The following is a 13,594-nucleotide window of genomic DNA, read 5'->3' as shown; positions in this document are numbered from 1 at the left end:
ACTGGATTGCTTCGCTGCGCTCGCAATGACGGAGCAAGGGGTGAGACCGCGCCGATCGACGCCCACGCCATCTCAAGCGTCAAGCAACCCGCGCCGGCCGCCAGGCCGCGTACAGACCGACGAAGGTCCCGATGGCGACCAGTGCTGCGGCCAGCAGCAGCTGCAATTCTCCGTCGTCGGTGGTGCCTACGGACGACACGAGTCTGCTCACGACGACGAACAGAACGCCCACGGAAGCTGCTGCACCCACGCCGAGATAGGCGAGTTCGCGCGTCAGGTTGCGGCCGAGGAGGCCGAGTGCCGTGAAATACATCGCGCAGGCGTTGGGATGAACGAACAGGGCAATTCGCGCGTAAGGGCCGTAGGCATCGAGCAAGGACTCACACCGGTTCAGCGCCGCCTTTGAGGCGACCCGCTGCAACAGCGGTCGGAAAAAGCGAGCCTGCCCGTAGCTCAGGACGGCGCCCACGATGATGGCCAGCCACGCCACGATGAAAACGGAGACGTCCGCGGGCTTCGGATTGAGCGCCACGGACATCAGGATGAGAGCGGTTCCGGGAAAATAGCCAAAATACGGGAAGACCGACTCCAGCAGCACGCAGACGAAAATGAAGACCAGAAACCACGACGAACCGGTCGCATCCTGGACGATGGCGTTCAAGTCGAAGAGATCAGTCTTGTACAGGACGAGGTACATGCACATGGCCAATCCGGCCAGCGCGTAGAACGGCAATGCTCCCGACAGAAACCGCCTCATCCAGCTATCGCGCCTTGTTGCGCGGACACAGCGGAAACCATCGATAAACGTCCCCTACCCAATCGACAAAATCTCGATCTCCTGCGCACCCGCCCCCACGACATCCCCGACCGCCTTCCCCATCAACGACTTCGCCACCGGCGCCAAGAACGAGATCGAGCCGGCCTTGGGGTCGGCTTCGTCCTCGCCGACGATGCGATAGGTTTGCACGCGGCCATCGGCGCGGCTGAAGGTCACCGTGCTGCCGAAGGCCACGATATCGGTCGAGGCCGGGGCGGGAACGACCTGCGCCGTGCGCAGCCGTTCGGTGAGATAGCGGGCGTCACGCAAGGGCACCGCCGATTGCCGGCGCTTTTCGTTGACGTCCTCGATGGCTTGCGCGGCTTCATAGGCCTCGCGTGCGTCCTGAAGCTGTCTTTGCAGCGCCTGCAAGCCCGCTTCCGTCACGAGGTTCGGATGCGGCGAGATCGGCCGATCCGGCAGCAGCGTCTCGGCGGCGGTTTCCGCGCTCTCTTCTTTGGTAAAGGCAACGCTCAAGTCGAAAATCCTGTCGAACTGTTCGGGCTCACGGCCGGCACCGTCGCGCCGCGAGGAATTGCGGCGGGCCGAAGCTGGCGATCTCCCGGATCATATCTCAAGTTCGACGAAACGGCGCAGCTTGAAGACGATGTCCGGCATGGCCTGGCGGAACCGCGTGGCATCCCGGAACGTGGCCGAGAACGGCGCGAAGGTGATCATCGCGTTCCAGTGCCTGTACCCGTAGACCGTGACGGAGGCGCCGGTCGCCGGAAAATTCTCCAGCTTGCGCAGCTCGCCCAGGACGAGATCCGCGATTGCTTCAGCAGGCAGCAACTGCTTGCCATCAGGCGTCGTGGCGATCTTCGCCGGCGGCTCGACCGGCTTCGCGGCAGCCGGCGCCGGATTGGGCGCGCTCTCGGAATCGTTCTCTGAGTTGTTCTCGGGCTTGGCCGGCGTATCGGGGACGGGCTCGACCAGCTCAAAAAATCCGTTCGTGGGCGCAGTCGGCGGCGGAACCTCGATGAGCGGCGGTGGCGCGACACTTTCTGCGGCGCGCTTGTTGCCTCCCAGGATGCTGCTGATCATGGCCACAAGGCCAGCATCCCTCACGTCGTCACTCATAACTCCCCCCAGGCTTCGACCTACTCTAGCACCGCTCGCGCGGACCGCCACTGGGGATGTATGGCCGGATTCCGGCCAAGATCCTGTTTCACGACCGTCTCGCGATGGCACCGGCGGCGCGATGCCCGATCATTTCGCGCCGCCGTGGATCCGTCACTGCTTATCGAACGGAACGTATTGCTGGTACTGCTTCGGCACCGAGCTGCGGTAGCGCGCGGGCACCGTGCCGCTGTCGACCGAGTGATCGATCTCCTGCTGCCGCGTCATCTTCTTCTTCGCCGGCTTCTTCGACGCACTCTTCTTGGAGTCGGTCGGCTGGCTGGAAGCGTCATTGGTGGCGCCCGGCGCTGTCGTCGTCGCTGCCGGCGCGGCGGTTGTCGCCGCAGGCGCCGCCGTTCCTGCGGCGGCTGGTGCGCCCTGTGCCAGCGCAAGCGGTGTCTGCATGAGAAGCGCCAGCGCTGCTGTCGCAGCCAGCAAGTATGATTTTTGCATTAGAACCTCCAAAATTCCTGATCCGAACAAGGCAAGCGTAGTTCTCCGGGATCGACGCGTGCAAGTCCGTTCACGATAGGCCGGAACCCCGTCGTGAACTGTGGCCGAGATCACATTGCCGGCGGCAGGCTGCGTCATGATGTGCCTTGTCGCGAACGCAAAAGCCGTTCGCCGACACCAACACAGGCATGACTTTGCAACAGACGAGCCAGGCCCGCTGACATTCCTATCCACTCGCTCTCGAAGGAGACTGAAATGCGTCGCACCATCCTCACACTCGCATCGCTCGCGGCCCTGATGGCCGTAGCAGCCCCGGCCGCCCAGGCACATCCTGCGAACGATCGATATTGCATCCAGGGCCGCTCGTGGGGTTACCCCGGCAATTGCCAGTTCGCCAGCTATCAGCAGTGCCTCGCCAGCGCGTCCGGCACGTCGTCTTATTGCGGCATCAACCCGCGCTACGCGTTCTCGCAGCAGCGCGACTACTGACGAATTCGCGGCGTGCGCGCATGACGCGCGCGCCGCCACAATTTTTGCGTGAAAACGATCCGCGTCGCCGATACCTCGGCGAATTGAAACTGTGCGAAGCCGCCTGCGTCCGTCGATGACGAGAATGTTATCCGTCTTCGCCACGGAGAATATTCACGATGCGCCGCCGTGGCTTGCAGGCGGGCGTCTCCTTCCGAAAATTTTGATGACGGGCAATTGTGATCCATCTCGCTCGTGGCAGGCGTGATCGCGCCTAGGCTGCAAACTCCAGCGCGAGAAACTTGAGCCCGAACTGTTTCATCCGACTTTTCAGGAAGGTGTTTCAATGAGCAGCCGCCACGCAATTGTTCCGCGCGGTCTGAACGCAACGCGTTCGCCGCTTTCGCAAGGCCGCTTCGGCCGCATGTTCCGCAAGCTCGCACCGGCCAAATTCGGCCCGAACGATTCCGACAATGTTGCAAACCTGTCGGCGCTCGCCGACAAGATGGTCGCCGGCTTCGACGGACCGAAGGACGGGCCGGACGCCGAAGAGAGCGGCATTCCCTCGCTCTACACTTATTTCGGCCAGTTCATCGACCACGACATCACCTTCGATCCGGTCAGCTCGCTGACCAAGCAGCAGGATCCCGACGGGCTCGTCGACTTCCGCACACCGTCGCTCGACATGGACAATCTCTACGGCCGCGGCCCGAACGACCAGCCCTACATGTATGACGGCATCAAGTTCCGCCTCGGCGAGAAGGTCACCGGCGCCGGCGTGCCCGATGCAGTCGATTTGCCGCGGTTCAAGGGCCGCGCGCTGATCGGCGATCCCCGCAACGACGAGAACAGCATCGTCTCGCAATTCCAGGCCTTGATGCTGCGCTTTCACAACCGCATGGTCGACGACAATGACAGCCTGTCGTTCGAAGACGTGCAGCAGCGCGTTCGATTCCACTATCAGTATGTGGTGCTGAACGACTTCCTGCCGCGCATCGTCCACGCCAGCGTGCTGGACGAGCTGAAGACCGCAGGTCAATACGACCGCAGCAAGCTCGCTTACTACCATTGGAAGACCTATCCGTTCATGCCGGTCGAGTTCTCGGTCGCGGCCTATCGGCTCGGGCACTCCATGATCCGCCCCGGCTACCGGCTGAACGACGCCGCCAACATGCTGCTGCAGATCTTCCCCGATCCCAACAATCCCGACCACAACGCACTGACCGGCTTCCGCGCGATGGGACCGGGACGCGCCATGGATTGGGGCCGCTTCATCGATCTCGACACCCGCCCCTACGGCGTCGAGGACGACGATACCAATCCCGACAACAAGAGGCGGCTGCAGTTCGCCTATCGCATCGATGCCTCGCTGGTGGACCCGCTGCGCAAGCTGCCGCCGGAAGTCGCCTCCAATCCGGCGTCGCTGGCGCTACGCAATCTCGAGCGCAGCTGGCGGCTCGGACTGCCGTCGGGCCAGGCCGTCGCCAGGGCGATGAACCTGACGCCGCTGACCGACGACGAGATCATCATCGGCAAGGCCGTCGACGAGCCGGGACCGGGCGATCCGCAAGTCAAGATCGCGACCATCGCGAACGGCGTGTTCGCCGGCAACTGCCCGCTGTGGGCCTACATCCTGGCCGAGGCGCGGCAAAACGCGACGGACATGGCAATCCCCGCCACCGGTGGGCCCGCCACCGTCAAGACCCCGCAGCTCGGGCCGGTCGGCGGCCGCATCGTCGCCGAGGTCTTCCTCGGCATGATGTTCGGAGATAATTCCTCCGTGCTGTCGCTCGATCCGCAATGGACGCCGGTGACCGGCTCCAGCTTCGCGCTGAAGGACCTCGTCGCCTACGCGCTCGGCCAGGGCGATCCGTTGCATTGAGCGGGTAACGGACGATGGTGCAAGGCCGCTCGTCGTGCGAGCGGCCTTGTGGCCCACTCGCACGACGGGCGGGCGGATGGCTCCTGACAGGCGTGCTTCCCTAACGCGAATCCGTCCGCTTCCTGTTGACTCGCATCGCGAATGGAGAAATCCTTCAAAAACGCAATTGCCATTGCCAATCTCAGCAGTACGAACTTCGGCGCCCTCGGTTTTGTCGGCGCCATCTGACCAGATTTATTCTGAACAGAAAACGGAGGGGCCGATGCGCGCGCTCGCCTTGAGAACCGTCTCTCTTCTCGCCCTCGCTACCCTGAGCTCGATTTCCGGCACGCCCGCCGCACGCGCGGAGGACGGGGCCGATGAGAAATTCGGCAAGGTGCACTTCCAGACCTCCTGCAACGAGGTGGCGCAGCGCCGCTTCGATCGCGGGATGCGTTATCAGCACTCGTTCTGGTACCGGCCCGCAAAGGAAATTTTCGAGGAGACGCTGCAGGCCGATCCGGAATGCGCGATCGCGTATTGGGGCATTGCGCTGAGCCTGCTGTACAATCCGCATTTTCCCGCGCCGAAGGAAAACCTCACCGGAGGTATCGCCGCGCTGCAGAAGGCCAAGGCACTCGGCGCCAAGAGCGAACGCGAACGCGACTATATCGACGCGCTGCTGGCCTTCTATTCGGGCGACGAAAAGACGACGTTTGGCCAGCGCGCGCAGGCCTATCTCAAGGCAACCGAAGCCGTCGCCGCGCGCTATCCCGATGATGACGAGGCGCAGATCGCCTACGCCATTACGCTGAATGTCACGGCGTCACCAAACGACAAGACCTATGCCAACCAGCTCAAGGGCGCTGCTATCCTGGAGCCGATCTTCAAGCGCCAGCCGCGGCATCCCGGCGTCGCGCATTATCTGATCCACCTCTATGACTATCCGGCGATCGCAGAGCAAGGACTCGACGCTGCCAAGCGCTATTCCGAGATCGCGCCGGCGGCACCGCACGCCTTGCATATGCCGTCGCACATCTTCACGCGCGTCGGCTACTGGAACGAATCCATCGACGCCAATAGCCGTTCCGCCAAGGCTGCCAAGGAGGGCAAGGACCCGAGCGAGCAGCTGCATGCCGACGACTATATGGTCTACGCCCTGCTCCAGCTTGCGCAGGACAGCCGAGCCAGCGAGGTCATCGCGGACATGGTTGCGACCACGGGCTATGCGCCGGCTGTCCGCGCCGGTCCCTACGCGATAGCGGCCAGCCAGGCGCGCTATATGGTCGAGCGTGGTGATTGGCAGGGCGCTGCTGCGCTGAAGGTCGAGCCGAGCCGGTTTGCCTATGTCGATGCGATCACCTATTTCGCCCGCGCTCTTGGCGCCGCGCGCTCCGGCAATGCAGACGCAGCAACGGCGGACATCGCCAAGCTGGCAGAGTTGCGGGACAAGCTGCAGCAAGACAAGGACGCCTATTGGACCGAAATCGTGGACATTCAGCGGCAGGTCGCTACAGCCTGGCAGCTCAACGCCCTGGGGAAACAGGCGGATGCGCTGGAAGCGATGCGCCTTGCCGCCGATGCCGAAGACAAGACCGAGAAATCCATCGTGACGCCGGGTCCGCTTGCCCCCGCACGCGAGCTTTACGGGACCATGCTGCTCGAACGTGGCATGGCGACGGAAGCATTGGCCGCGTTCGAAAGCACCATGCGCAAGGAGCCGAACCGCTTTGGCGCGACCATCGGCGCCGCTCGCGCGGCCGAGAAAGCGGGGGATGCTGTGAAGGCCCGCCAGTACTACGCCAAAGTCGTCGAAACGGCGAGAAATGGCGACTCGTCTCGGGAAGACCTCGCGGCCGCACGAAAGTTGATGGCTCAGAATTAGCAAAGGTGCCGCGGCAACGTCCATGCGCTTGACCAGCAAATTCGTTGCAATCAGCGCAGCCAGTGCGCTGCTCTGCGCAGCCGCTGCGGTCTGGATATTGCGATCCGGTGAACCGGCACGCGCAACATCGGCCTCCGGCGAGGTCCGCCCGGTGTGGACGGAAATCGACTGGCCTTTCGGCGCGGATCCCTGGGGGAAAGGAAAAGCGTTCCGCTGCAAGGCCGAAGATTGCGGCGGCGAGGTCCAGCTCTACGTTCGCCCCAAGCTCGGCTTTTGCAACTGCGCTACCGGAGTCGCCGACGACGGCGACCTCGAACAGATGGGCGACCTGGCGCTGATTGGGAGGGCAACGCCGACGGCTGCCGGCCGAGAGATCGTCGTCGGTCCGATGCGCGGCCGCAGCCGAGCATACCGCGTCGAAGGGAACCCCAAGGCCGCGCTCTCACTCGCCTTCAATCAACGCTGCGACATGGTAGCCGCGACGGCTTTGCTCGCACCGGGCGCGACCGCGTCACTGGAGCCGGCGGTGCTGTCATTCCTCAATAGCGACCGCATGTTGAAATGGGCCGAGATCGCCCTTGGGTTATGACTCAAAGCAATAGCTGAATTGAACGCGACAATCTCGGCACTCGCCTTAACGCGCAGCCCCGAGGCCAACTTCCTCCAGCCGCGTCGCGAACCAGCGCGACAGCGGTTGATCGAGGACGCCGCTGACATAGACTTCCGAGATCGTCACGTTGTTCTTGTCCAGCACCAGCAGCACGCCGATCCAGAAGGCGAACCAGACATGCGCATCGGTCAGCGCCATCAGCTTGTGCTGGTCATGGTCAAGCGCGGTGTGATTGCTCGCCTTGCGGATCTCCACCGTCAGCAGATTGTTCGGGATCTCGCGCTGATGCACGACGACGTCAGGATAGATCGACTTGCCCAGGTGATCGTCGGTCGAGATGATGGTGCCGTGCGGAAGATGCAGCGTACGTTCGCCGAGCCGGTCGTAGTTGCAATCGACCGACCAGCCGGAGAATTGCTTCTCCAGATATACAGCGAAGCGGTGCGTGATGGCACGCTCGCCGATGTCCTTCTCGAACAGGAATGTTTCGTGGACATAGAAGTCCCGCAGCGCCGCGATCACCTTGTTCAGCTCGGTCTGCATCTTGCCCCCCGGCCACTCGGCGCTCCATTTCAAAGCCGTGAGTAGCCCGGATGGAGCGTAGCGCAATCCGGGTTCTCGCAAAACGCACAATGTCCCGGATTACGCTGTGCTCCATCCGGGCTACATGAGGGTCGGAATTCGCGGCGCGATCGAGCAGTTCTTACATCTGGAGTTCGATCAGCCGCGGCCCGGGCTCGGCGACGGCTTCGGCCAACGCCTTGTTGAACTCGTCCGCGTTGGTAACGGCGCGGCCGGGCACGCCCATGCCCTTGGCCAGCGCCACGAAATCCAGCGTCGGTCGGTCGAGGCGAAGCATGTCGTTGGCGCGCTGGCCGGGCTCGCCGGCGCCGACATTGTCGAACTCGCCGCGCAGGATCTGGTAGATGCGATTGGCGAACACGATGGTGACGATGTTGAGGTTTTCACGAGCTTGCGTCCACAGCGACTGGATCGTGTACATCGCGCTGCCGTCGCCGACCATGCAGATCACCTTGCGGTCCGGGCAGGCGATCGCGGCACCGATCGAGAGCGGCGTCGAGAAGCCGATCGAGCCGCCCATGTTCTGGAGCCAGTCGTGCGGAGCAGCCGCCGCCGTCGGCGGGAAGAAGGCGCGGCCGGTGGTGAGGGATTCGTCGACCAGGATCGCATTCTCGGGGATCGCATAGGCGATCGACTGCGCGATCGAGGCGTGGGTCAGTGCGCCGGTCGGCTTGAGCAGCTCGGCCGAGGCCTGCGGCTTGACGTCCTTCGCGCTGGCCTTCACCGCGCCGGCGAGCGCTTCCAGCGCTGCCACCGAATTCTCACCCCAAGAGGTCATGCGATGCACGTCGCAGCCTTCCGGCTTGAGGATGCTCGGTTTGTTCGGATAGGCGAAGAAGGCCACGGGATCGTCGGACTCGACCAGCACGATATGGCGGAACCTCGCCAGCATCTGCAGCGCGTTGTCGATCACGTAATGGATGCGATCGATCGAGAAGCGGCCGCGGCCGCGCGCCATCCTGGGACGGAAGGTCGGGCCCATCACGGTGCAGCCGGTCTTGGCGGCGATGCGCTCGGCCAGCGCCAAGCCCTGCTCGCTCAGCGCACTGCCGGTCATCAGCAGCAGCGTGCCCTCGCCGTCGCCGTGCAGGATCTTTGCGGCCTGCTCGACCGCCTGCGGCGAATAGCTCGCGCGCTGCTGCTCGGCCGGAACCTCGGCGATGCCGTCCGCTTCGTTCCAGGCGGTGTCGGCAGGCAGGATCAGGGTCGCGATCTGCGGCGGCGCGCTCTTGGCGGCGGCGATCGCCGCGGCACCGTCGGCGGCGACCGATTTGGAGTCCGGCGAGGTCCGGACCCAGGAGGACATCGGCCGGGCCAGACCCTCGATGTCGGAGGTCAGCGGCGCGTTGTAGCCGATGTGGTAGACGGCGTGCTGGCCGACGATGTTGACGATGCCGGAATTCGCCTTCTTGGCGTTGTGCAGATTGGCAAGGCCGTTGGCGAGGCCGGGACCGAGATGCAGCAGCGTCGAGGCCGGCGTGCCCTTCATGCGGAAATAGCCGTCGGCGGCGCCGGTCACCACGCCTTCGAACAGGCCGAGCACGCAACGCATGCCGGGCACGCGGTCCAGCGCTGCGACAAAATGCATCTCGGAGGTGCCGGGGTTGGAGAAGCAGACGTCGACCCCGCCCTTGACCATCGTCCGCACCAGACTTTCCGCACCGTTCATCCGTCAGCTCCTGCAACCGGCAATGTTCCAACAATCCGTCCGATCAATCATTGTTCGCTCGTCTCGTCAAAGCAATAGCCGGCATCGCCGCCCTGCGATGCGCCCGTTTGGCTAATGCTTTCCGGCAAATTGGCATGGTTGCCGATTTGGTAACGCCGTTCATTAAGGATGCCTCCCTCACGGTGCCGTGGCTTGCGGAAAGCTCGCAAATATGGCCTGTGACTTCAGTTGAATCGATTTTTTTGCTGGGGGAACAATGATCCGGTTTTTTGCCGCGCCGCTTGCCGCCATCGCACTGCTGTCGGCTACCGCCGGCGGCGCCTTCGCCGAGGAGTTCGACTCGCGCGACATCATGGGCGGCGGCCCGAATTTCTTCCGCGGCGGCTCGAGCCCGGTCCCCCGTACCACCGTCATGTATAACGGCAATTACGCCCCCGGCACGATCGTGGTGAACACCTCGGAGCGCCGGCTCTATCTGGTGCTCCAGAACGGCCAGGCCCTGCGCTACGGCATCGGCGTCGGCCGCGACGGCTTCCGCTGGGGCGGCGTGCACAGGATCACCGCCAAGAAGGAATGGCCGGACTGGACGCCGCCGTCGCAGATGCTGGCCCGCCGGCCGGACCTGCCGCGTCATATGAAGGGCGGCGTCGAGAATCCGCTCGGTGCGCGCGCGATGTATCTGGGTTCGACGCTCTACCGGATCCACGGCTCCAACGAGCCGGAGACGATCGGCCAGGCGGTGTCCTCGGGCTGCTTCCGCATGACCAACGAGGACGTCAGCGACCTCTACGGCCGCGTCGGGGTCGGCACCACCGTGGTCGTGCTGAACAACTAGAGCAGGAACCCGCAGGGCGCGTGAATATGCGGCCTTGTGCGTCGCTTCCGAATACGGCAGCGTCGCCCGGCAATGAGCGCAATGGCCCTGCCTTCGTCCGGCTTTCGCATCGCCCTGCTGGCGCTCGCCACCGTCGCGTTTGCCCCTGACACCGCTACCATCGTCGTCGCGGGCGAATTGCCCGCGATCGCCTCGCGCCAGCGCGCCGAGAAGAAGAGCTTTACCGACGGCGAGATCGTCGATGGCTTTCTCAAGACGGCGTTCGGCGCCGAATACCACCTTGCCGGCCGTGTCGACCGCATCCGCAAGTTCGACGGGCCGGTGCGCGTGTTCGCCGAGAGCGACCGCGCCGACCGCAAGGCGCAGCTCGCAAAGGTCGTGGCCGACATCGGCAAGCGCGTGCAGCATCTCGACATCGCCATGATCGACAGCAGCGAGGCTGCAAATGTGCGAGTGAAGCTCGTGCGCGACCGCGATCTGTTCCGCACCATCTCGAGCTTCTACGGTGCGGAGAAGGCCCGCGAGATCCGCACCTCGCTCGATCCGCAATGCCTGTCAGGGTTTCGCAAGAACGACAACTTCGAGATCGAGCATTCCGACGTCATCCTCACCGTCGACAACGGCGATTTCACCTTTCTCGACTGCGCCTATGAGGAGCTGCTGCAATCGCTCGGCCCGATCAACGACACCGCGAGCGTGCCCTGGACCATGTTCAACGACAACGTCTCGATGGGCTATTTCGACGTCTACGACCAGTACATCCTCAACCTGCTCTACGATCCCCGCATCAAGGCCGGCATGACCATACATGAGGTCAAGGCGGTGCTGCCCGACGTGCTCACAGATGTGCGCATCTGGGTGAAGCGGGTGAACGAACTGAAGGAGTAGAGAACTTCCACCTTCTCCCCTTGCGGGAGAAGGTGGCTCGCCGCGTAGCGGCGAGACGGATGAGGGGTCTCTCTCCGCACGTAAATCTTTCACGTCCTAGTTCGCCGATAGAACCCCTCATCCGGCGCTTCGCGCCACCTTCTCCCGCAAGGGGAGAAGGGAAGTCACCGTCAACGCCGCCTCACGCCTTCCTCGCCTTCGACATCAAAAATTGCTGGCGCATCACGTTGTTGCTTCCGTCGAAATATTCGGAGATCAGCGCCTCGAACTCGCTGCGAAAACTCCGCAGCCTGTCCGGCTCGTCCTTGTACTGGGCGACGAGCTTGATCAAAGGCCCGATCGTCGTTTCCATGGTGCGGCGGAAATGCTGCGGGCTGAGTGCGGACGGTGTCATGATGTCCATGTCGAAGGCGATGTCCTTCACTTTCCCCGCGAGACGTTCGGCGACGATCTTCGGATCGCCCCACGACACCGGTGATGCCACGCCCTCGGGCGGCGGCAGATGGCGGCCGATCAACGCGAACATCCGTCCGACATAGAGATGCGGCGGCCAGGTGGAGAAGGCGATGGTGCCGCCGGGCTTCAGCACGCGCAGCATCTCGCCGATGGCGACCTCGGGACGCGGCGCAAACATGTGGCCGAACTGGCTGAGCACCACGTCGAACTCGTTGTCGCCATAGGGCAGGCTTTCGGCGTCGCCTTCGGCGAAGTCGACATCGAGGTTCGCCAGCTGCGCATGCTCGCGGGCGCGCTCGATCAAGACAGGCGATAGGTCGAGACCCCTGACCTTGGCACCGCGGCGCGCCGCCGTGATCGCGGCGACGCCGGTGCCGCAGCCGACGTCGAGCAGCCTCTGGCCGGTCGCAGCCCCGGCGAAGCTCACGAGCTTGGCGGCCGAGGGCGTCGTGAACACCTCCATCGGCGTGAACAGCGACCAGGCTTCCTTCTGGACTGCCTTGAAACCAGCAAACGGGTCTTGCGCGGTCATGGAACTCTCCCTTCGCTCGAGGTCAGTTTCCATGAGGCTGACGACGGATGCCAAAGGTTCAACGCGGGCCCATGACGGCGACGGCTTCGCCTCCTCGCGGTCCTATTGCACCAGATCGGCAACGATGGTCGCGGCCTTGAGGCCAGTGCCGGTGAGGACCGCAACCGTGGTCTCGTTCGCCCTGATGGCACCGGTGGCGGATAGTTTGTCCAGCGCGGCGGCAGCACTTGCGCTGGTCGGCTCGGCGAACAGGCCCTGCCGCGCAAGACGCCGCAACGCGGCGACGATCTCGTCCTCGGTGAGCGCGACGGTGCCGCCGCCGCTCTCACGCAACGCGCCGATGATCTCGCGCAGGCGCAGCGGATACTTGATCGCGGTGCCTTCGGCGATGGTCTTGTTCACCTCGCGCGCGACAGGTGTATCGACGCCCCCCTTGAAGCTTGCATCGATCGGCGAGCAATTGAGCGGCTGCGCCGCAAACAGCCGCGGCAGCTTGGTGATCTGACCGGCTTTCAACAGCTCACGGAAACCAAAGGCGCAACCCAAAAGGCTGCTGCCGGCGCCGACGGGGACGATGACGTTGTCGGGGGCGCGGAAGCCGAGATCTTCCCAGATCTCGTAGGCGGGCGACTTGGTGCCTTCGAGGAAGAACGGCTGCCAGTTGTGGCTGGCATAGAAGGTCTGGCTCGACTGCCGGATCGCCTCGGCCTCCGATTCCTCGCGCGGGCCCTCGACGAGCTGCACCGCCGCGCCATAGGCGCGGACCTGCGCGATCTTGGCCGGAGACGTCGATGCAGGCGCGAGGATCTTCACGCGCATGCCGCCGGCAGCACCTAACCCCGCCATCGACGAGCCGCCATTGCCCGACGAGTCCTCCAGAATGGCGTCGACGCCAATCTGCCGCAGGAACGACAGCATCACGGCGGAGCCGCGGTCCTTGAAGCTGCCGGTCGGGTTGAACCATTCGAGCTTGAAGAACGGGCGCAAATTCCCCCAAGCCTGCTGCACCAGCGGCGTGCAGCCTTCGCCGAGCGTGATCGGAGTCGTGATCTCGACCGGCAGCGCCGCCCGGTAGCGCCAGAGCGAGCGCGCCCGGCCGTCGATGTCCTCGCGCGACATCCCTGCCCCCGGCGTCACCAGCAGCGGCGTGCGCTCGTCCGAGCACCAGCGCGGCTGGTCCAGCGGATAGAGCCGTCCGTTGCGGGGGTCGATGTAGGCGGCGGCGGGCATGGCGGTCTCCAGGGCAGAGGCAAAGGCGATCTGTACGTTTGGTTTGATGACACGTTTTGTCCGGAAACTCGACGCCCGCCGCGCAAGCCGTGCACCGCCCCTTGAAAGCACGAAAAACACAATTACTTCATTGCCTTACAGCGATTTCATCGAGGTCGGACAGTGTGGTGGCGTGGCTCTCACGCAGCC

General features: G+C 64.0%; 15 protein-coding genes. 7 read left to right on the top strand and 8 right to left on the bottom strand.

Features of this window, described 5'->3' with window-relative positions:
- Nucleotides 1-79: 79 nt before the first annotated feature.
- From ABIC03_RS24955 to ABIC03_RS24940, 4 genes are all read right to left on the bottom strand, one after another.
- Complete coding sequence (locus tag ABIC03_RS24955; protein ID WP_354061850.1) at nucleotides 80-757, bottom strand: hypothetical protein; 678 nt, start codon at nucleotides 755-757, stop codon at nucleotides 80-82.
- 54 nt (nucleotides 758-811) lie between these two features.
- Nucleotides 812-1,294 carry a transcription elongation factor GreA gene (greA, locus tag ABIC03_RS24950; protein WP_354061848.1) on the bottom strand — a complete coding sequence of 161 codons (483 nt, stop codon included), beginning with the start codon at nucleotides 1,292-1,294 and terminating at the stop codon, nucleotides 812-814.
- Between the two features lie 90 nt (nucleotides 1,295-1,384).
- On the bottom strand, nucleotides 1,385-1,897 hold the full coding sequence (locus tag ABIC03_RS24945) for a hypothetical protein (RefSeq protein ID WP_354061846.1): 513 nt from the start codon (nucleotides 1,895-1,897) through the stop codon (nucleotides 1,385-1,387).
- 153 nt (nucleotides 1,898-2,050) lie between these two features.
- Complete coding sequence (locus ABIC03_RS24940; protein WP_247282441.1) at nucleotides 2,051-2,389, bottom strand: hypothetical protein; 339 nt, start codon at nucleotides 2,387-2,389, stop codon at nucleotides 2,051-2,053.
- A 255-nt stretch (nucleotides 2,390-2,644) separates the two neighbouring features.
- Here ABIC03_RS24940 and ABIC03_RS24935 point away from each other — a divergent pair, with 255 nt between their 5' ends.
- From ABIC03_RS24935 to ABIC03_RS24920, 4 genes are all read left to right on the top strand, one after another.
- Nucleotides 2,645-2,878, top strand: a complete 234-nt coding sequence (locus tag ABIC03_RS24935) for a DUF3551 domain-containing protein (protein ID WP_275174633.1) — start codon at nucleotides 2,645-2,647, stop codon at nucleotides 2,876-2,878.
- A gap of 325 nt (nucleotides 2,879-3,203) precedes the next feature.
- Nucleotides 3,204-4,739 carry a peroxidase family protein gene (locus tag ABIC03_RS24930; RefSeq protein WP_275174632.1) on the top strand — a complete coding sequence of 512 codons (1,536 nt, stop codon included), beginning with the start codon at nucleotides 3,204-3,206 and terminating at the stop codon, nucleotides 4,737-4,739.
- Between the two features lie 262 nt (nucleotides 4,740-5,001).
- Complete coding sequence (locus ABIC03_RS24925) at nucleotides 5,002-6,603, top strand: hypothetical protein (protein WP_354061844.1); 1,602 nt, start codon at nucleotides 5,002-5,004, stop codon at nucleotides 6,601-6,603.
- 22 nt (nucleotides 6,604-6,625) lie between these two features.
- The gene (locus tag ABIC03_RS24920; RefSeq protein WP_354061842.1) at nucleotides 6,626-7,192 is read left to right on the top strand and encodes a hypothetical protein; all 567 of its coding nucleotides are present in this window, start codon (nucleotides 6,626-6,628) and stop codon (nucleotides 7,190-7,192) included.
- Between the two features lie 45 nt (nucleotides 7,193-7,237).
- Here ABIC03_RS24920 and ABIC03_RS24915 read toward each other — a convergent pair whose 3' ends face one another.
- Both ABIC03_RS24915 and ABIC03_RS24910 read right to left on the bottom strand, forming a co-directional pair.
- Entirely contained in the window at nucleotides 7,238-7,756 is a 519-nt protein-coding gene (locus tag ABIC03_RS24915; RefSeq protein WP_354061840.1) for a hypothetical protein, read from the bottom strand.
- Nucleotides 7,757-7,916: 160 nt separating this feature from the next.
- Nucleotides 7,917-9,464 (bottom strand): acetolactate synthase large subunit, encoded by a 1,548-nt coding sequence (locus ABIC03_RS24910; protein WP_354061838.1) that lies wholly within the window; start codon nucleotides 9,462-9,464, stop codon nucleotides 7,917-7,919.
- 50 nt (nucleotides 9,465-9,514) lie between these two features.
- On the opposite strand from ABIC03_RS24910, the gene ABIC03_RS24905 reads away from it, so the two are divergent.
- From ABIC03_RS24905 to ABIC03_RS24895, 3 genes are all read left to right on the top strand, one after another.
- Nucleotides 9,515-9,724, top strand: coding sequence for a hypothetical protein (locus ABIC03_RS24905; protein WP_275173657.1), 210 nt, complete (start codon nucleotides 9,515-9,517; stop codon nucleotides 9,722-9,724).
- On the top strand, nucleotides 9,721-10,299 hold the full coding sequence (locus ABIC03_RS24900; RefSeq protein WP_275173656.1) for a L,D-transpeptidase: 579 nt from the start codon (nucleotides 9,721-9,723) through the stop codon (nucleotides 10,297-10,299). Before ABIC03_RS24905 ends, ABIC03_RS24900 begins: the two co-directional genes overlap by 4 nt.
- A 72-nt stretch (nucleotides 10,300-10,371) precedes the next feature.
- A complete protein-coding gene (locus ABIC03_RS24895) occupies nucleotides 10,372-11,187 on the top strand; it encodes a DUF2927 domain-containing protein (protein ID WP_275173655.1) in 816 nt (271 codons plus the stop codon).
- A gap of 181 nt (nucleotides 11,188-11,368) precedes the next feature.
- Here ABIC03_RS24895 and ABIC03_RS24890 read toward each other — a convergent pair whose 3' ends face one another.
- Complete coding sequence (locus tag ABIC03_RS24890) at nucleotides 11,369-12,175, bottom strand: class I SAM-dependent methyltransferase (RefSeq protein WP_354061835.1); 807 nt, start codon at nucleotides 12,173-12,175, stop codon at nucleotides 11,369-11,371.
- Between the two features lie 102 nt (nucleotides 12,176-12,277).
- Complete coding sequence (locus tag ABIC03_RS24885; RefSeq protein WP_354061833.1) at nucleotides 12,278-13,405, bottom strand: threonine synthase; 1,128 nt, start codon at nucleotides 13,403-13,405, stop codon at nucleotides 12,278-12,280.
- Nucleotides 13,406-13,594 lie beyond the last annotated feature (189 nt).

Source organism: Bradyrhizobium sp. RT6a (assembly GCF_040547675.1).
Lineage (GTDB): Bacteria > Pseudomonadota > Alphaproteobacteria > Rhizobiales > Xanthobacteraceae > Bradyrhizobium.
The sequence above is the reverse complement of the archived record's forward strand: the minus strand, read 5'-3'. Positions and strand labels throughout refer to the sequence as shown.